The sequence below is a fragment of the Luteimonas sp. GW821-FHT14E02 genome (assembly GCF_058803905.1).
On sequence record NZ_JBXAPK010000002.1, the window covers coordinates 216,447 to 235,479 of the forward strand.

Below are 19,033 nucleotides of genomic sequence, written 5' to 3' on the forward strand. Positions count from 1 at the left end.
ACGGGCCTATGGGGCCGCACGATGCCGCGTTGCCCGCCTTGCCAAGGCCGCCAGCCTTGGACGGCGGCGTGCGCCTTACCTCGCGCAGCCCCATAGGCCCGTGCACGCACCCCAAAGGCCATGACACGCTCTAAGCACAAATCGTTGCCGCGGCCCATGTTGTGTTGCACCATGCGGCTGGCAGGGGACTGTGCCACCCATTACCTTCGTCCACGGGGATTCACCGCAATGTCGCAACCGCACGCCACGCATTCCTGCGTCCGTCCTTTCCGCGCCCGTCGCTACACCTGGCAGCCGCTGGCGCTGGCCATCGCCGCCTTGTTGCCGACGATGAACGCCCTGGCGCAGGAAGACGCCGCCCCGGCGCAGACGCCGCCGGCCGCGCCCGCGCAGGACACCACCGAGCACAAGGCCGCCACGCTCGACACGGTGGAGGTCACCGCGCAGCGCAAGGTCGAAAACGTGCAGGACGTCCCGATTTCGATCAGCACCGTGAGCAGCGAGAAGCTCGACGTGGCGTTCTCCGGCGCCGCCGACGTGCGCGCCCTGGCCGCTCGCGCGCCAAGCCTGAATATCGAATCCTCCTATGGTCGCGCTTTCCCGCGCTTCTACATCCGCGGCCTGGGCAACACCGACTTCGATCTCAACGCCTCGCAGCCAGTGTCGCTGATCTATGACGAGGTAGTGCAGGAAAGCCCGCTGCTGAAAGGTTTCCCGGTGTTCGACCTGGAGCGCGTGGAAGTGCTGCGCGGTCCGCAGGGCACGCTGTTCGGACGCAATACGCCGGCCGGTGTGGTCAAGTTCGAATCGGCCAAGCCGTCGCAGGAATTCAACGGCTACACGAAAGTCGGTGCCGGCTCGGATGGTCTGTTCACCTTCGAGGGCGCGGTTGGCGGCGCGTTGACCGATCGCTGGTCGGCGCGCGTGTCGGCGCTGTACCAGCGTCGCGAGGATTGGGTCGACAACACGTTGCCCGGCGCGCCCAATGACGGCTTCGAGGGTTTCGACGAGGCCGCGGCGCGCGTGCAATTCCTCTACGAAGGTGACGGTTTCGAGGGGCTGTTCAATCTGCACAAGCGCAACATGAACGGTACCGCGCGTCTGTTCCGCGCCAACATCATCGAGAAGGGCACCAATGATCTCGTGCCCGGTTTCGACAAGGACAAGGTGTCGACCGACGGCGTCAACTTCTCCGATCTGGAAACCTGGGGCGGCAGCGCGCGCCTGCGTTGGGAACTGGATGACTACAACCTGTATTCGATCACCGGTTACGAGAGCGCGGAATCGCTCAATCGCGGTGATATCGACGGTGGTTACGGCGCCGTGTTTCTCGGCCCGGGAAATTACGGCCCCGGCGTGATCCCGTTCGCGTCCGAAACAGCGGATGGTCTGCCCGATCACAAGCAGATCACGCAGGAATTCCGCGTGGAGTCGAACTACGGCGGCGCCTTCAACTGGCAGGGCGGCCTGTTCTACTTCAAGGAAGACGTCACCATCAACAACTTCAACTACGACACGCTGGCCTTCAGCACGCAGGCCGGCCATGCCGTGCAGAAGCAGAAGAACGAGGCCTGGGCGGTGTTCGTATCCGGTGAATACCAGGCCACCGACAAGCTGAAGCTGCGCGGCGGCGTGCGCTACACGCAGGACAAGAAGGATTTCAGCGCCAGCGTGCTGCAGCCGGCGCCGTTCGGCGCACCGGCGGGCGGTCCCTATGCCGTGCATACCGACGTGGACAACGTCAGTTGGGATGCTAGCGGTGTCTACGCGATCAACGACAACGTCAACGTGTTCGCGCGCGTGGCCACTGGCTTCCGCGCGCCGTCCGTGCAGGGGCGGCTGCTGTTCGCCAGCCTGTTGGCGCCGAACGGCGGCGTGTCACAGGCCGATTCGGAGAAGGTGATCTCCTACGAGGCCGGCATCAAGGCCGACCTGTGGGACAAGCGCGCACGCCTCGGATTCACGGTGTTCCGCTACGACGTCGACGGTCAGCAGCTGATCGCGGTAGGCGGTGCTTCTAACACCGCCGTGCTGCTCAATGCCGACAAGACGATCGGTCAGGGCTTCGAGCTGGATCTGGAGGCTTATTTGACCGACAACCTGCTGGTCACGCTGGGCAGCAGCTACAACGACACCGAGATCAAGGATCGCGATCTGGCGGTGGCGCCGTGCGGCGGTGGTTGCACGGTCACCGATCCGGCCGATCCGACTCGTCCCGGCACCGTGCTGATCAACGGCAATCCGCTGCCGCAGGCGCCGAAGTGGGTGCACAACCTCACCGCGCGCTGGGGCCTGCCGGTCGGCGACGGCGGCGAGTTCTTCGTCTACACCGACTGGTCGTATCGCAGCGCGGTGAACTTCTTCCTGTACGAGGCCAAGGAATTCCGCAGCAAGCCGATCGTCGAGGGTGGCCTGCGCGTCGGCTACAACTGGAACTACGGCAATTACGAAGTGGCGCTGTACGGCCGCAACATCACCGACACCACGCGCGTGGTCGGTGCGATCGACTTCAACAACCTCACCGGCTTCATCAACGAGCCGCGCACGATCGGCGCGGAGTTCACGGCACGGTTTTGAATCGTGCTTTTCCTTCTCCCCTCGGGAGAAGGTGGCGCGCAGCGCCGGATGAGGGAGGGAGAATCACTAGCCAGGGAACGTCTATCGGCCAGTGATTTTTTGCCTTCATCCGCCCCTTCGGGGCACCTTGCCCGGGAGGGGGAAGGGAAAGCAGAACCAACGCGCACACGCAAGAGCCGCTATGTCCGCAACTTCGTTTTCTCGTAAGCAGCGCTGGCTCGTCCCCGGCGACTTCAACGGTTTCTTCGGCCTGGTCGTCGACAACCTGTCGATCCTGGGATTCATCAGCGCGGCGCTGATCGGCATTTTCGGCATGCCGGCGGAGATCGTGTTCCAGCGCATGTTTCCCGGCACCGCCTTCGGCGTGCTGGTCGGGAATCTGATCTATACGTGGATGGCGCGGCGACTGGCCGCGCGCAGCGGCCGCGACGACGTCACCGCGATGCCGCTCGGCCTCGACGCACCGACCAGCATCGGCATGGCGTTGCTGGTGCTGGGACCGGCGTTTGTGGCGTTCAAGCAGCAGGGCATGGAAGCGAATGCCGCGGCGATGTCGACATGGCAGCTCGGCGCCGCGTCGCTGGTGGTGATGGGCGCGCTGAAGTTCGTGCTGTCGTTTTTCGGCGATGCGGTGACGCGGATCGCGCCGCGCGCGGCGCTGCTCGGTTCGATCGCCGGCATCGCGCTGATGCTGATGGGATTCCTGCCGCTGGTGGAGACAATGCGCTCGCCTGTGGTCGGATTCGTCACGCTGGGGCTGTTGTTGTACGTGCTGATCGCCAAGGGGCGGCTGCCGATCAAATTGCCCGGCGTGCTGGTGGCGTTCGTATTCGGCACGGCGCTCTATTACGGGCTCGGCCTGGCAGGACTCGGCGCACCAGGATTCGCACTGCCGGAAAGCGTGCCGCTGAATGTCGTGCTGCCATGGCCGTCGCTGGCGTTCGTGGACGGACTGCCATCCACCGTTCCGTATCTGCCGCTGCTGCTACCGTTCGGCCTGCTGATGGTGGTGGGTGGCATCAACGTCAGTGAAAGCGCGCGCGCCGCCGGCGACGATTATCGGACGCGTGACATCCTGCTGGTGGAGGCGTTCTCGACGCTGGTCGCTGGCATCTGCGGCGGCGTCGCGCAGACCACGCCCTACATCGGCCAGCCCGCGTACAAGCACATGGGCGCGCGCAGCGGCTACACGCTGCTCACCGGCCTGTTCGTCGGCCTCGGCGGCATGTTCGGCGTGATTTCGGGACTGGTGCAATGGCTGCCGCTGGCGGTGCTGGCGCCGATCATCGTCTACGTCGGTATCGACATCACCGTGCAGGCGTTCCAGGCCACGCCGCAGAAGCATTCGCCGGCGATGGTGCTCGGGTTCCTGCCGTCGGTGGCTTATTTGTTGAGTATCAAGGTCGGCAATCCGACGTGGATCGCGCCGGAACGCTTCGCCGAACTGACGAGCACACTCGATGGGCACGGTTTGCCGGAACTGGCGGTGATCATCGTGCTCGGCAATGGTTTCATCATCACTTCGATGCTGTGGATCTCGGCATTGGCGGCGATGATCGATGGCAAGCTGTTACGTGCGTCCGCTTGCCTATTGGTCGCCGCGGGCCTGACGCTGTTCGGCTTGATCCATTCGGTCGATCCGCGTGGTGGGATTTACCTGCCGTGGACGTTGCAGGGGCTGCCGGCGACGATCGCCTGGCAGTTCGCCGGCGCATACGTGGCGTTGGCAGGTTTGCTTGCGTTGCTGTCGCTGCAGAAGCCGAGAGATTAGCCGCGCCTGCTCGTCATTCCCGCCTGCGCGGGAATGACGAAGCAAAATCCTCACGCATGGGCGAGCGCGTGACGTAGCAGCCTTGCATACAACCGCTCCGTGATCCCATTCGGCGCATCCAGTGCCATCCGCTGCAACGCCTCGTGATCGCTTGCACCGCCTGAGAACAACGATGCGGCGATGGTCCGGAGCTTCGCGCCGCGCGTGGCCGTGTTGGTCTTGAGCCACGACAACGCCCTCACCAAGCGCTGCTCCACTTCAGTGAAATCACTGCCGAGCGGGTAGTCGGGCAGGCTGCCATCGGCACGGAACGGCGCCAGTGACTGCTGCAGCTGTTCGGGCGAATTGTCGGTCGACACTCGGGGGATGAAGCGTGGCAATTTGCCGTTCTGCATCGCGGTGAGCAGTAATCCCGCACCAGCGTGACGGGAAGATGCGATGCCCGCCATGGCCCGGACGCACTCCTCGTCGGTCTTCCCGCGCACATCGGCGATGCCGTATTCGGTGACGTAGATGTCGCGCAGATGCCGCGGGATCGTGGTGTGTCCGTAGTTCCAGCGGATGTTGGACTCAACCTGCTTCCCGCTGCCGCGGGTCGCGCGCAACATCAGCACCGAGCGCGCATCGGGCAGGGCATGCGCCATCGCCACGAAGTTGTATTGGCCACCGACGCCGGACACCACGCGTCCGTCCTCGAGTCCGTCGGACACGGCGGCGCCCAACGCGGTCGCCATCATGCAGGTGTTGAAGAAGCGCGCCTCGCGCCGTTGCAGGCGCTCCAACGTTTCGTTGCCGCCGTAGAGTTCGTTGACCTCACTCACGCGACGCATGCCGATGCCGCGCCGTTCGTCATCGTCGAGATTGCGCAGCCAGTCGTAGAACTCCGGCGAGCCGAGGTAGAACGCGCCGTGCAGGAATTCGCCGTCGCGCGCCAGCAGCTCATGATCAAGATCGCTGGCGCTGCCGTCGACGATACGGCGCATCAGCGTTTCCTTGTCGACGACCTTGCGCTTGAGCACGCCAGCTTCCACGAGTTTCTTGAAGCCTTCGTTGATCATCTCACTGCAGCCGTAGAGGCCTTGCGGCAGCGGATCGAGTCCGCCGCTGGCGACGACCGCGGGATGTCGCTCGATCTCCGGATCAAGTGCATGCAGCACGCGCCGATAAGCGGCATTGTCGGTGTGACGCAACACCAGCGCATGGCAGAGCGCGTCCGCGAGCGCGCCGATGCCGATCTGCAAGGTGCCGCCGTCGCGAACCAGTGCGCTGGCGTAGAAGCCGATCGCGTAGTCCGCATCGCTCACCGGCTGTCGCGGCAGGCCGAACAGCTTCGGGTAGGGGCCGGGTGGCGCGATCACAAGATCGAAGTAGTCCACGGGCACGGCGGCCGTCCCGTCGAGCCAGGGCAGTTGCGGATCGATCTCGGCGATCAAATACGGGCGTGGCAGTCCGGTCGTGGCGATGGCGTCGACGGCATCGAAAGTCAGGTCAGTATTCGACGACAACGACAGGCGCGTACCGTCTTCATTTACGGCCACCTTCTGCACGATGCAATTCACACCGCGATCGGCCAGGGCGCGCGCGACGTGCGTGTAGTTGAGGCTGGCGTAGTGCTGCTGCGCCTGTGTGGAACCCAGCAGGGCGCCGGATTGCATGTAGAACTCTTCCACGCTGATGTTCGCCGGCAGCGCGTCGCGCCGTTGCGCCTGCACGTAGGCCAGGCGCGGAAAGTCGTCGCCGAAATGCCGCGAGACGAACGGGGCGAGGAAACGCTTTTCGAGATCGCTGCCGGCGTCGGGCGGGTCCAGCGACAAGGCCGTGTACAGATGCAGTTCCCGCGACGGGTCGCGCTCGATGCGCCCGTACAGCGCGTTCAGCAGCCGATGCGGCTTGCCGATGCCCAGCGGGGCGCCGACATGGAGCGGGCCGGGCAGGCGGGCGAGAAGACGGTCGACGGCGAGGTCCAGCGAATCGATGAATTCGGTCATCGCGGCAGGATACGTGCAGGGGGTGAGGCCTGTCGCGAAAGAGCGGTTGCAGGGGGCTTGACAGAACGAAAAATTACATCTGTAATCAGTAAAAATTACGGATGTAATCGAATGTCGATCAGTGATGCCGAGGCCGTGGTGATGGAAGTGCTCTGGGAGCGCCATCCCCTGGGCGCCGATGAGGTGGTGGCCGCGCTCGCCCACAACGATTGGGCGGAGCCGACCATCAAGACCCTGCTCAACCGGCTGTTGAACAAGGGCGTGATTCAGGCGGCCAAGGATGGCCGCCGTTATCTGTATTCCCCGGTGCTCGCGCGCGAGGCCTGGATCGCGCAGCAGAGCGAGGGCCTGGTGCAACGCCTGTTCGGCGGGCGGGTCGCGCCGCTGGTGGCGCATTTCAGCCATCAGGGCGCTTTGAGCAAGGCGGACATCGCCGAACTGCGCAAGTTGCTGGAGGAGATCGACGATGACCCTGCATGACGGCTTCCGGTTGTTGCTCGAAACCACCTGCGCCAGCGGGATCGCGATGCTGCTGGTGCTGTTGCTGCGACGGCCGCTGCGCGCAGCCTTCGGCGCCAATGCCGCCTACGCGTCATGGCTGTTGGTACCGCTGATGACGCTGGCGGTGTTGCTGCCGGCTCCCAGCGTGGAAGTGGTGCTCACCGCGATCCCGATGGCGGCCCCGATCGTGGGGCATGTCGCGGCGCCCGCGCCGTTCGATCCGATACCGCTGCTGCTGGCATTGTGGATCGCGGGTGTCGGCTTCATGGCCTTGCGGAACCTGCGCCTGCAACGGCGGTTCCTGCGCGATCTGGGCATATTGCGAGTGCTCGACGATGGCCTGTTGCAGGCCGAGCGCAGCGCCGGTTTGCCGGCGGTGATCGGCTTGAAGGCGCTCATCATCCTGCCTGTCGATTTCGACACGCGTTACGACGCCACCGAACGCGAGCTGATCCTGGCTCATGAACGCATCCACGTCGAGCGCCGCGATGTGATCAGCAACGTCCTGGTCGTCGCTTTCCGTTGTCTGTACTGGTTCAACCCGCTGCTGTGGATCGCGGCCGAGCGCTTCCGCCGTGATCAGGAACTCGCCTGCGACGAAACCGTCGTCTCCCGCCATCCGAATACACGTCGCCGTTACGGCGAGGCGATGGTGAAGACGCAAATGTCGACATTACCCGTTCCGGTTGCCTGTCACTGGTTCGGCACCCATCCGCTCAAGGAGAGAATTGCCATGCTCAAACGCCCCGCACCTTCCATTCGCCGCGTAGTCGCGGGGATGACGTTCGTGTGCGCCATCGGTCTGACTGGCGGCTATGCCGCCTGGGCCACGCAGCCGGCACAACCCATTCAGAAACAAAAGCCGGTGCAATCGGTACAGAAAGCCCAACCGCGCGAGGAGCCGGAACTGGTCAACATCATGTCGGTGCCGGCGCGGACGCCTCCACCGAAATATCCAGCTGATGCGGTCGAGAAGAAGCTAAGTGGGCGGGTGCTGTTGCGCATCCTGGTCGGTGCCGACGGCAGTGCCAAGGATGTACGGGTCGAGAGCGCGAAGCCGGGGGGTGTCTTCGAGCAAGTGAGTGTTGCCGCAGCCAGCCAATGGAAGTTCAATCCCCTCATGAGGAATGGGAAGGCGGTGGAGGGCTGGGTACGAGTGCCAATCGATTTCGAGATTCCCGCGCCGCCTGCGCCACCGGCGCCTCCTGTGCCACCAACGTCTCCTGCTCATCCGGCCGCCTTGCCACCGCCGCCGCCGGAGCCGATTGCGTTCGGAATGAAGGGCTATGAATGGATTCGTTTCGACGAGAAGGAAATGCAGCAGATCAAGCAGATGAGCTGTGATGTCGTCAGCTTCGACGAGAAAGCGAAAACCGGATACTGCGGCATTCGCAAGGCGACATAGCTTCGGGCCGGTGCCCTAGTTCGGGCGGCCTACTCGAATTCGTGCACGGATGCGGTCAGGCGGCGAATCTCATCGGTCGAATGACTGACGTAGACGATCGGCAGCGTGGTTTCGTCGCGGACGCGTTGCAGATAGGGAATCAATTCCTCGCGCCGCGCCTGATCCAGATTCGACAGTGGTTCGTCGAGCAGCAGGATGCGCGGCTGCGAAAGCAGCGCACGGCCGATGGCGACGCGCTGCGCTTCGCCGCCGGATAAAGTGGTGACGCGCCGCTTCAACAGGGCGCCGATGCCGAGCAGGGCCACCACGTCGTCGAAGGCGAACGAGGTCGCGCCATCCCTGCGGCGCCCGTAGCGGAGATTGCGGCGCACGTCGAGATGCGGGAACAGCCGCGTATCCTGGAATACATAGCCGACATGGCGCTTGTGCGGTGGCACGTCGATGCCTTGCGTGCTGTCGTACAGGCAGCGGCCGTCGATTTCGATACGGCCGCTGCTGGGCGTCACCAGGCCGGCGATGGCGTTCAGCACCGAAGTCTTGCCGGCGCCGGAATGCCCGCTCAGCGCGATGACGCGCGCCGTGTCCTCGATATGGACGCGGCGGCGGAACGTCTCCGCGTCGGTCCGACCGTATTCGATGAGGATGTCGATCGCCAGCATCCTCAATGCCTCCGGGCGTGGTGCGCGCGCCGCACCAGCCATTCCGACACCATCAGCGCCAGCAGCGAGATCGCGATCGCGACGAGCGCGAGGCGCCAGATGCCGGATTCGCCGCCGGGTACCTGCATCAGGCCGTAGATCGTCGAGGAGATCGTCTGCGTCTCGCCGGGAATGCTGGAGACGAAAGTGATGGTGGCACCGAACTCACCCAGCGCCTTGGCGAAGGCGAGCACCGCGCCGGCGACGATGCCGGGCCACGCCAGCGGAAGCGTGACGCTGCGGAACACGCGCCACGGATTCGCGCCCAGAGTGGCGGCGGCGTGTTCGAGGCGTTGGTCCGCCGCCTCCATCGACACGCGGATCGTGCGCACCATCAGCGGGAAACCCATCACCGCGCTGGCGAGCGCGGCGCCGGTCCAGCGAAACGCGAAGCTGATGCCCAATTGTTGCGAGAGGAAGCTGCCGATCACGCCGTTGTTGCCCAGCGCCACCAGCAGCGCGTAGCCGACCACGACCGGCGGCAGCACCAGCGGCAGATGCACCAGCGCGTCGACGAAGGATTTGCCGATGAAGCGCTTGCGCGCCAGCAGCCAACCCATCGCCACGCCGAAGGGCAGGCTCGCCAGCGAGGCGACCGCCGCCACTTTCAGGCTCAGCTGGATGGCGGTGAGCTCGGCCGGTGTGAAATCGAACATGTCGAGGGACTGCGCTCAGCCGATGCCAGCGTGGCATCGGTTGCGGGGCCGAACCCATGAACGGCTGGGCCGAGCCTTCGAAGATGAAGATAGTTGCGCCATGGACGGCATCGAGGATCCTAAGGGCAGGAGTTGAGCATGTGGGGATCAGCGCACCGTGAATCCATGCTTGCGGAAGATCGCCGTGGCGTCGGGCGTCTGCAGCCAGCGCACGAATGCTGCCGCCTGCGGATGCGCGCTCGCTTTCAGTTTCGCGACCGGATACACGATGACCGGATGGGAGTCCGGGGGAAAGGTCGTCAGCACGCGCACGCGGGGCTCGGCCTTGGCGTCGCTACCGTAGACCACGCCCAGCGGCGCCTCGCCACGCGCCACCAGCAGCAAGGCGGCGCGCACGTTCTCGGCTTCGGCGGCGCGCGGTTGCAGCGCTTTCCACATGCCGAGCGAAGTGAACGCGGCCTTGGCGTACTTGCCGGCCGGCACGCTGTCGGTCAGCGCCAGGGAGATGCGGCCGTCGCCGAGCAGGGGTAGCAGGTTGGTGCCGGATTTCAGCACGGGTGCTTTCGCCTGGCTGGTGCTCGGCGCGATCAACACCAGTGTGTTGCCGAGCAGATCATGCCGTGTGGCGACGTCGATGAGACCCTGCTTCTGCAAGGCATCCATCCAGTCCAGGTCGGCGGAGATGAAGACGTCGGCCGGCGCTCCCTGTTCGATCTGCCGCGCCAGCGCCGAGCTGCCGCCGTAGGACACGCGCACGGCCTGTCCGCTCGATTTCTCGTAGGTGGCTGCGGCTTGGTCCATCGATTCCTTGAGGCTGGCGGCGGCGAAAACGGTGAGGGGCGGGGCAGGCTCCGCGGCGAATCCGGCAGCCGTGAAGCAAAGCGCCATGGCGAGGAAGGCTCGGCGCGACCAGCGACGGAACGGCAGGGACATGGGGACTCCGATCAGAATTGGGGGCGGCCGGCGGAAACGATCAGGGGGCGACGATGACCGTGATGGCCTTGAGTTGCCGCACCCAGCGCGCCGGCCGCGTGTCTTCCGGCGCGATCAGGCGCAACGGGCCGTCGTCGTCGCCAAGTGGTTTGCCTTCGCAGCGATCGACGAGGAAGACCTTGCGATTGCCCAGCGTCGGATCGAGCTCCGCCAGCGAATAGATCGCGCGATAACCATCGCGCGCATCCGCCTGCACGTAGCGCGTGAGTTGCGCGCCGCGCAGCGGTTCGGCGGGCATGGCGCTGATTGCGCGCAACAGCGCGAGCAGTGGGATGCCTTCGCAATGCAGCGTGCGCTCGTGCGCGGTGGTGGTGATGGATTCGCGCGGCAGCGGCGCGAGCGTCGCTGCGTCGAGCGGAACGATCACCGGAGACGCGATCGGAGGGGATTGCGGTGGTGCCGCATGCAGACGCGGATCGTGTTCGCCCGTCTGGTTCGCCATCGTCTCCTGCGCGGATGGTGCGGGCGCCGGCGCGCGCTGCGTCTGCCCCGTGCTGGCACAGGCGGACAATCCGAGAATCAGCAATGGCGGGACGAGTCGCATCACGGCCTGTTCCGGGTGAAGAAGGTCAGGCCAGCCTGCAACAACGCGGCGCCGATGACAACGTCAGCAGCGGCTTGTGATTACCGCAAGCCGCTCGACATGCGCTTGACACCTCGTTCAATTCGTCAATGTTTCGTTTAGAAGCGCGGCCAGCCGGTATGCGGCCTGGCGGATGCGCTGTTCGGCGAGCGGGCGCTGCGCGTCGAGATAGCCGATTCCCATCTTGTGCCCGTCCGGGTACAGATGCCGCGCATCGATCAGGCGGCAGGATTCGCCGGCCCATGCGGGTGCGTCGGTGGCCAGGATTGGTTTTGCGGGCGTCGGCCAGGAACTGCTGCTGTCGAGCAGATCGGCATAGGTCTTGGCATCCAGCTTGCGCGATGTGAGCACGTAGTAGTCCCAGATGGAATGCAGATTCGTGCCCATGACGCCATCGACGTAACGGCTGCGCGCATAGGCTTCCGGCGCGATGTCGGTAGTCAGGCTGATCTGGAAATCGTTGGCGCCCTTGTCGTCGCGATAGCCGGAATGGAACGGCTGGTGCACGTCGCCGACGAAATGCACGAGGAACTTCAACGCGTCGCGGCGCGCGGCCAGCGGCTGGCTGCGATCGTTGAGCAGGGCGGTCTGGCGTTCGATCTGCGCCACCACGCACTCGCCGTTCGGGCAATTGCGTTCCGGCTCATAGGCGCACGTGTCCGTCATCTTGATGTAATGCCAGCGTGAGGAACGCTTGAAGTAGTCGGGATCGTCGTTGCGCAGCTCATCGGCCCAGGAAGCGACGCCCGCCAGGGTTGGCTCGGGTTCGCCGGCCAGCAGTTCCGCCACCTGGGCGCGTGCGGCCGGGGTGAGGTGGCGTTCGGCGATGTCGCCGACCATGCGGTGGCCGAGGTTGCTCCAGGCCGATGCGAGCGGGGTGATCAGGAGCAGGCAGGCTGCGACGAGCAGGCGTGTGAACGTTTTCATGACGTGGTGGTTGGGGCTCGCGGGGAGAAGCCGCTAAAATACCCTTTCATGTTGTCAGGATTGCAGTGCCTTCCATGGCGTTGCAGGTCTGGCTTCGGAAGCCCCGGCCCGGCCATCCATGGCCGGGCGTTCGGAGCCGCAGCGGACGCCTTGAAGGCGTCCGCTGGCGCGCGGCCCCTCACCCCTCACTGTTTTTGCAGGAGCGTTCCAAGATGACGATCAAGGTAGGCATCAACGGCTTCGGCCGCATCGGCCGCAACGTGCTGCGCGCGGCGGTGCAGAATTTCCCCGACATCGAGATCGTCGCGATCAACGATCTGCTGGAGCCGGATTATCTCGCCTACATGCTGCAGTACGACTCCGTGCACGGCCGCTTCAAGGGCGAAGTGTCGGTGTCCGGCAACGACCTGATCGTCAACGGCAAGAAGATCCGTCTCACCCAGGAGCGCGATCCGGCCAATCTGAAGTGGGATGCCGCCGGCGCCGACGTGGTGATCGAGTCCACCGGCCTGTTCCTGAGCAAGGACACCGCGCAGAAGCATCTGGATGCCGGTGCCAGGAAGGTGATCCTCTCCGCGCCGTCGAAGGACGACACGCCGATGTTCGTCTTCGGCGTCAACGACAAGCAATACAAGGGCGAAGCGATCGTCTCCAATGCTTCGTGCACCACCAACTGCCTGGCGCCGTTGGCCAAGGTGTTGAATGACAAGTGGGGCATCAAGCGCGGCCTGATGACCACGGTGCACGCCACCACCGCCACGCAGAAGACCGTCGACGGCCCGTCCAACAAGGACTGGCGCGGCGGCCGCGGCATCCTCGAGAACATCATTCCTTCCAGCACCGGCGCCGCCAAGGCGGTCGGCGTGGTGATTCCGGAGCTCAACAAGAAGCTCACCGGCATGTCGTTCCGCGTGCCGACCTCCGACGTGTCGGTGGTCGATCTCACCGCCGAACTGGAAAAGCCGGCCACCTACGCCGAAATCTGCGCGGAGATGAAGGCACAGAGCGAAGGCGCGCTGAAGGGTATCCTCGGCTACACCGAGGACAAGGTCGTCGCCACCGATTTCCGTGGTGATGCGCGCACGTCGATCTTCGACGCAGATGCCGGCATCGCGCTGGATCCCACCTTCGTCAAGCTGGTCAGCTGGTACGACAACGAGTGGGGCTATTCCAACAAGTGCCTGGAGATGGTGCGGGTGGTGGCGGCGAAGTAAGCGCCGGCTGCCAGCAGCGGCCTGCCAGGGCGGGCCTGTCAGGAGTCGCGATCGAAGCCCCACGCCGTGGGGCTTCGTCGTTTCCGGGGGAGCGTTGAGACGCCTCTAGCCCCCTGGTAGCTTTTTCCGCTACTTGCTCCGTGGCGCTTGGCGCCGCCACGGCAGCCGGTTAACGTGCGCTACGCACCCGGACGGTGCGAAGAGGCAACGATGGACTCGCTGATCGTGTTGTTGGTGCTGGCGGCGCTGGCCGTGCCGGTATTGTTGATCGTTGCGTTGGTGTCCATCAGTGGACTCAAGCACCGGGTCGCCCGCCTCGAGAACGACGTGAGCCGGCTGCGCGTGGCGCAGGCCGTGGCCGCGGAGGCGGCTTCCGCGCGCAAGGAGCCGGAACCCGCAGCGGTTCGGGAAGCGGCGCCAGCCGCGCCGCAAAGTCCGCCGACAGCCCCGGCGCCACCTGCCCCCGAGCCGCAAGCCGCCATGCCGACGCCGGCTCCGAGACCTGCGGCTCCCCAACCTCCGGGGCCGCCGCCGCTGCCCAGGCCGGCTCCCCGAAGCGAGCCTGTGCCGCCCAATGTGGTCGAGGTGGCGATCCGCGCGGCGCAGCAGTGGCTCACGACCGGCAACGTGCCGGTCAAGATCGGCATGCTGGTGTTGCTGGCCGGTGTGGCGGCGCTGCTCAAATACGCCAACGATCAGGGCTGGCTGCAGATGCCGATCGAGCTGCGCCTGGCCGGCGTCGCTGTCTTCGCTCTCGCCGGACTGGTCTTCGGCTGGCGCCAGCGCCAACGGCGGCGCGCGTTCGCACTGACCTTGCAAGGTGGCGCGATCGGCATCCTGCTGCTGACGATCTTCGCGGCCTTCAAGCTGTACGCGTTGATGGATGCGGGTGTCGCGTTCGGACTGAGCGTGCTGTTGGTCGGCGGGCTGGGCGTGCTCGCAGTCGCGCAGAACGCGCGCGTGCTGGCCGTGTTCGGCATTCTGTCCGGCTTCCTGGCGCCGATCTGGCTGTCGACCGGCAGTGGCAACCACGTCGCACTGTTTTCCTACTACGCGATCTTGAACGCGGCGATCCTGGCGATCGCCTGGTGGCGGCCGTGGCGCGTGCTGAATCTGCTCGGCTTCGTGTTCACCTGGGGCATCGGCACGGTCTGGGGCGTGTTGCAGTACGACCCGGGCAAGTTCGCCAGTACCGAACCCTTCCTGCTGCTGTTCTTCGCCTTCTACCTGCTGATCCCGATCCTCTACGCGCGCCGCCGCCCGGCCGGCAAGCGCGATCTGATCGACGGCTGCCTGCTGTTCGGCACGCCCTTGATCGCCTTCCTGCTGCAGGCCGGATTGCTTGAAGGCGCGCGCATGCCGCTGGCGTTCTGCGCGCTCGGGCTGGCAGCGCTGTACGCGGCGCTGGCATGGCTGCTGATCCGGCGCGAAAGCTACACGTTGCTGGGCCAGTCGTATGCATTGCTGGCGGCGGGGTTCGCGACACTGGCGGTGCCGCTGGCGTTGTCCGCGCGCGTGACCGCCAGCGTCTTCGCGCTGGAAGGCGCGGGCGTGTTGTGGCTGGGCCTGAAGCAGAAGCGCCTCTTGCCGCAATTGATGGGGGCGGGCCTGCAATTGGCGGCGGCGGTGGCGTTCGTGATCGGGGTGGATCAGGCGTGGGAGTTCGCCAACCCTTCAGAACGCGCCGTCATCAATTCCGGTTTCATGAGCGCGCTGCTGATCGCGCTGGCCGGTTTCGCCAGCGCCTGGGCATACCGTCAGTCGAATGCCGATCGGTCGCAGGACAAGGCTTCGATGGCGGCGGTGTACTACCTGTGGGGGTTGCTGTGGTGGCTCGGCGACGTGCTTGTCGAAATCGTTCGCTTCGTCGATGCGCGGGACCAGTTCGACGCCATCCTCGTCCTCGCCGCCGTGACCGGCTGGCTCGCGGCCGAGGTGCATCGCCGACGTCCGGCGCCGTTGCTGTTGCTGACGACACTCGCGGGATTCCTCGCGGCCTTGCCATTGGCCGTGATGCAGTCGATGGCGCATGCCGACATGTCCGGTGCGCTTGGTCATCCGTTCGAGGGCTATGGCATCTGGGCATGGCTGGCATTCGCGGTGTTCGGCATCCGCAGCCTGTTGTGCCTGCGTGAAGCGCGGGACGGGTTCGCGGGGTGGGCGCAGTTCCTGTGGTGGCTGGTGTGGCCGTTGGCGTTCTCGCTGCTGTGCTCGTGGCTCGCCATCTGGCTCGATCTCAGCCAAGGCTGGCAACTGGCGCTCATCGCGCTGCCGTGGCTGGCGATCGCCGCCGTCTCGGTGTTCCGTTGGGCGTGGCTGGCATGGCCGCTCGCGGATGATTTCGCGGCGCAGCGCACACCGTTGCAGCACGTCTACTTCATCATCCTGGCGTTGGGCTGGTTGTTCATGCTGTTCCAGCCCGCAGGTGCCGCGCCGCTGCCTTGGGCGCCGCTGCTGAATCCGTCCGAGCTGATGCAGCTAGCGATCCTGTTGCTGTCCGCGCACTGGTTGCGCGAAGAGGCGGCGCCATGGCGCACGCAGTTCCTGTTCGGCGCCGGCTTCGTCTGGATCACGGCGGTCGTGCTGCGCGCCGCGCACCATTGGGGGGGACTCAACTGGGATGCGGACATGCTCTCGACGAGCCTCGCGCAGACCTGTCTGACCGTGACCTGGAGCGTGCTGGGCGTGCTGGGCTGGATTCTCGGATCGCGTCATGGCCGACGCAGCCTGTGGCTGGCCGGTGCGGTGCTGATGGCGGTGGTCCTGGCCAAACTGATCCTGGTCGACCGCACGCACCTGGGTAACTTACTCGGCATCGGTTCGTTCATCGCATACGGCTTGTTGTGCACGGTGGTCGGCTTCTTCGCACCGGCGCCGCCGCGTGCAGCTCAGATGGAACAGGAGCGTGCTGTATGAAATATTGGCTCTGGCTGCTGTTGATTCCATCGCTGGCGGGCGCCGCCGCGCGCGACGATTATGCGAGGCAGTGGCCGCTGGTGCTGACGAAGGCCGATGCCGGCGCATACCGCGTCACGCTCACGCCCGAGATCTACGAAAACGTGCAGTTGCCGTCGATGCGCGACCTGGATGTCGTCAACGCGGAAGGCGTGACAGTGCCGGCGGCGGTGTTCGATGCGGAACCTTCGGTGGCGCCGGCGTCACACGAAGTCGAGCTGCCGTGGTTTCCGCTGCAGACCGATGCTGCCGAGATCACCACGTCGGATGATCTGAGCGTCATCACCGAACGCAACCCCGACGGCAGCATTCGCAGCATCCGCGCACGCACCTCCGCCGGCGATGCTGGAACATCCAATCCGGTCTGGCTGCTCGATGCCAGCCGCTTGCGCGAACCAATCCGGAGCTTGCAGCTGGAATGGGAACGATCCGATACGCCGGTCAACCTGAGCTATCGCCTGGAAGCCAGCGGCGATCTGCGTGAATGGCAGACGCTGGACGATCGCGTGCCGCTGATCGATCTGAACAATGCCGGCCATCACCTGCGTCAGGACAGCGTCGAGGTGAACGGCGCGTTTCGCTACCTGCGGCTGGTGCCCTTGCAGAAAACGGCCGCGCCGCGACTCGTCTCGGTGCGCGCGCGGCTCGCATCGATGGTCGAGCAGGCAGGGCAATGGCGCGAACTCGACGGACAGCGCGCGCAGATGGCCGATGGCAGGGAAGTGTTCGAATTCGAGCTTCGCGGCCGTTTCCCGATCGAACGCGCCGATGTGATCCTGCCCGGAAACGACAGCAACGAGTGGACGCTGGAATCCCGCGATACCGCGGAAGCCGCCTGGTTGCCCGTCGCGGCGCCCTGGGTCGGTTATCGCGTCGATGCCGGTGGTATTTCCTCGCGCTCACTCCCGCAGCCGTTGCAGGGCATCACGCGCGACAGGTATTGGCGGTTACGCAGCGCCAACCCGCTCCCCGCGGGAACTTCGCCGCGGCTCAGGCTCGGGTATCGGCCGGAACGTCTCGTGTTCCTCGCCCGCGGCGAGGCGCCATACGCGCTCGTCGCGGGCAGTGCGCGCGCGCAGCGTGACGATGCGCCGCTGCCGCAGTTGTTGGATGCGCTGCGCTCGCAGCGCGGCAAGGATTGGGAGCCTGCGGCCGCGACGCCTGGCCCCGCGCGCGCCCTCGCGGGCACGCAGGCGCTGCAACCGGCGCCCGCCAAGCGCGACTGGAAGGCATGGCTGCTCTGGGGTGTCCTGATCGCCGCCGCGGCGACGGTGATCGCTTTCGCGTTGAGCCTGCTGCGGAATCCGAAGCCCTGAAAATCTACCGAAGAGGGTGCGGATCGCGCTTCGTCTTCGGTATTCAGCCGCGCGGCGATCGAAGCCTGGGTTTGCCTCGGGCCTGGGAGCTGCGGACAATGGACATCCTCCATTCCCGCCCCCAGGACTCGCGATGCCCATCCTCCGCATGACCGATCTCGACATCCAAGGCAAGCGCGTGCTGATCCGGCAGGATCTGAACGTTCCTGTCGAACATGCCGATGGACAGCCGGGCAAAGTCACCTCAGACCAGCGCATCACCGCATCGCTGCCGACGCTACGCTTTGCGCTGGAGAAGGGCGCCGCGGTCATGGTGATGTCGCATCTCGGACGGCCGAAGGAAGGCGTGTGGAGCGAAGAGGATTCCCTGGCGCCGGTGGCCGCGCGCCTGTCCGAACTGCTCGGCCGCGAAGTGCCGCTGATCCGCGATTATCTCGACGGCGTCGACGTCGCGCCGGGGCAGCTCGTGCTGCTGGAAAACTGCCGCATGAACGTCGGCGAGGGCAAGGACGACGAGGCGCTGTCCAAGCGCTATGCCGCGCTGTGCGACGTGTTCGTCATGGATGCGTTCGGCACCGCGCATCGCGCGCAGGCGTCCACGCACGGCGTGATCAAGCAGGCCAAGCAGGCCGCCGGCGGTCCGCTGCTGATGGCCGAGCTCGATGCGCTGGCGAAGGCGCTCGACAATCCGGCGCGTCCGCTGCTGGCGATCGTCGCCGGTTCCAAGGTGTCGACCAAGCTGGAGCTGCTGTCCTCGCTCGTCGGCAAGGTCGATCAGCTGATCGTCGGCGGCGGCATCGCCAACACTTTCATCGCGGCGCAAGGACATGGCGTCGGCAAGTCACTGGTCGAAACCGATCTCATCGACACTGCCAAGAAGATCATGGCCGACGCCAAGGCGCGCGGCGCCGACATTCCGATTCCGAGCGACGTCGTGGTCGCGCCCGCGTTCAGCGCCGATGCGCCCGCCACGGTGAAAGCCGTCGATGCGGTGACGGCCGAGGACATGATCCTGGACATCGGCCCCGACACCGCGCGCCGCTACGCCGAACTCATCGGCAAGGCCGGCACGGTGGTATGGAACGGGCCGGTGGGCGTGTTCGAGTTCGATGCCTTCGGCAAGGGCACCGAAGTGCTTGCACGCGCGATCGCGGCGTCGAAGGCGTTCTCGATCGCCGGCGGCGGCGACACGCTCGCGGCGGTCGACAAGTACGGCATCGCCGATGATCTGAGCTACATCTCCACCGGTGGCGGCGCATTCCTGGAATTCCTGGAAGGCAAGGAGTTGCCGGCGGTGGCGGCGCTCGCCGCTCGCTGATTCCGGTCGCGCCGCGAAGCGCAATACGCGGGTCGACGCCACCCTGGTTGACGAGAGGCCGGTTGACAACCGGACGCACCCGTATGGCGATCGCAGAGTGATCGTGTTCGCGATCGGACTGCGGCGGCTGC

14 protein-coding genes are annotated in these 19,033 nt (G+C 65.6%); 8 read left to right on the top strand and 6 right to left on the bottom strand.

Annotation, left to right across the window (positions count from 1 at the left end; translation table 11 throughout):
• Positions 1–228 precede the first annotated feature (228 nt).
• Entirely contained in the window at positions 229–2,577 is a 2,349-nt protein-coding gene (locus tag AC1RNP_RS04000; protein WP_493049960.1) for a TonB-dependent receptor, read from the top strand.
• Between the two features lie 181 nt (positions 2,578–2,758).
• Positions 2,759–4,348 (top strand): hypothetical protein, encoded by a 1,590-nt coding sequence (locus tag AC1RNP_RS04005; protein ID WP_493049961.1) that lies wholly within the window; start codon positions 2,759–2,761, stop codon positions 4,346–4,348.
• Between the two features lie 50 nt (positions 4,349–4,398).
• On the opposite strand, the gene AC1RNP_RS04010 is transcribed toward AC1RNP_RS04005, so the two are convergent.
• Positions 4,399–6,336 carry an acetyl-CoA hydrolase/transferase C-terminal domain-containing protein gene (locus AC1RNP_RS04010; RefSeq protein WP_493049962.1) on the bottom strand — a complete coding sequence of 646 codons (1,938 nt, stop codon included), beginning with the start codon at positions 6,334–6,336 and terminating at the stop codon, positions 4,399–4,401.
• A gap of 111 nt (positions 6,337–6,447) precedes the next feature.
• Between AC1RNP_RS04010 and AC1RNP_RS04015 the strand changes: the two genes are divergently transcribed.
• Positions 6,448–6,816, top strand: a complete 369-nt coding sequence (locus tag AC1RNP_RS04015) for a BlaI/MecI/CopY family transcriptional regulator (protein ID WP_493049963.1) — start codon at positions 6,448–6,450, stop codon at positions 6,814–6,816.
• Complete coding sequence (locus AC1RNP_RS04020) at positions 6,803–8,242, top strand: TonB family protein (protein ID WP_493049964.1); 1,440 nt, start codon at positions 6,803–6,805, stop codon at positions 8,240–8,242. Before AC1RNP_RS04015 ends, AC1RNP_RS04020 begins: the two co-directional genes overlap by 14 nt.
• 29 nt (positions 8,243–8,271) lie before the next feature.
• Here the strand turns inward: AC1RNP_RS04020 and AC1RNP_RS04025 are convergent, their stop codons facing one another.
• From AC1RNP_RS04025 to AC1RNP_RS04045, 5 genes are all read right to left on the bottom strand, one after another.
• On the bottom strand, positions 8,272–8,901 hold the full coding sequence (locus AC1RNP_RS04025; protein ID WP_493049965.1) for an ATP-binding cassette domain-containing protein: 630 nt from the start codon (positions 8,899–8,901) through the stop codon (positions 8,272–8,274).
• 2 nt (positions 8,902–8,903) lie between these two features.
• Positions 8,904–9,596, bottom strand: coding sequence for a molybdate ABC transporter permease subunit (gene modB / locus AC1RNP_RS04030; protein ID WP_493049966.1), 693 nt, complete (start codon positions 9,594–9,596; stop codon positions 8,904–8,906).
• A gap of 147 nt (positions 9,597–9,743) precedes the next feature.
• The gene (gene modA / locus AC1RNP_RS04035; RefSeq protein WP_493049967.1) at positions 9,744–10,529 is read right to left on the bottom strand and encodes a molybdate ABC transporter substrate-binding protein; all 786 of its coding nucleotides are present in this window, start codon (positions 10,527–10,529) and stop codon (positions 9,744–9,746) included.
• Between the two features lie 40 nt (positions 10,530–10,569).
• On the bottom strand, positions 10,570–11,136 hold the full coding sequence (locus AC1RNP_RS04040; RefSeq protein WP_493049968.1) for a hypothetical protein: 567 nt from the start codon (positions 11,134–11,136) through the stop codon (positions 10,570–10,572).
• A 114-nt stretch (positions 11,137–11,250) separates the two neighbouring features.
• Positions 11,251–12,099, bottom strand: a complete 849-nt coding sequence (locus tag AC1RNP_RS04045) for a S1/P1 nuclease (protein WP_493049969.1) — start codon at positions 12,097–12,099, stop codon at positions 11,251–11,253.
• A 212-nt stretch (positions 12,100–12,311) separates the two neighbouring features.
• On the opposite strand from AC1RNP_RS04045, the gene gap reads away from it, so the two are divergent.
• The 4 genes from gap (at position 12,312) to AC1RNP_RS04065 (ending at position 18,902) form a co-directional block, all read left to right on the top strand.
• Positions 12,312–13,313 carry a type I glyceraldehyde-3-phosphate dehydrogenase gene (gap, locus tag AC1RNP_RS04050; protein ID WP_493049970.1) on the top strand — a complete coding sequence of 334 codons (1,002 nt, stop codon included), beginning with the start codon at positions 12,312–12,314 and terminating at the stop codon, positions 13,311–13,313.
• 210 nt (positions 13,314–13,523) lie between these two features.
• Positions 13,524–16,229: a DUF2339 domain-containing protein gene (locus AC1RNP_RS04055; protein WP_493049971.1), complete on the top strand. Its 2,706-nt coding sequence runs from the start codon at positions 13,524–13,526 to the stop codon at positions 16,227–16,229.
• Complete coding sequence (locus AC1RNP_RS04060) at positions 16,226–17,584, top strand: DUF3999 domain-containing protein (RefSeq protein WP_493049972.1); 1,359 nt, start codon at positions 16,226–16,228, stop codon at positions 17,582–17,584. The genes AC1RNP_RS04055 and AC1RNP_RS04060 overlap by 4 nt, the downstream gene beginning before the upstream one ends.
• Before the next feature lie 133 nt (positions 17,585–17,717).
• Complete coding sequence (locus AC1RNP_RS04065; RefSeq protein WP_493049973.1) at positions 17,718–18,902, top strand: phosphoglycerate kinase; 1,185 nt, start codon at positions 17,718–17,720, stop codon at positions 18,900–18,902.
• Positions 18,903–19,033: the final 131 nt, after the last annotated feature.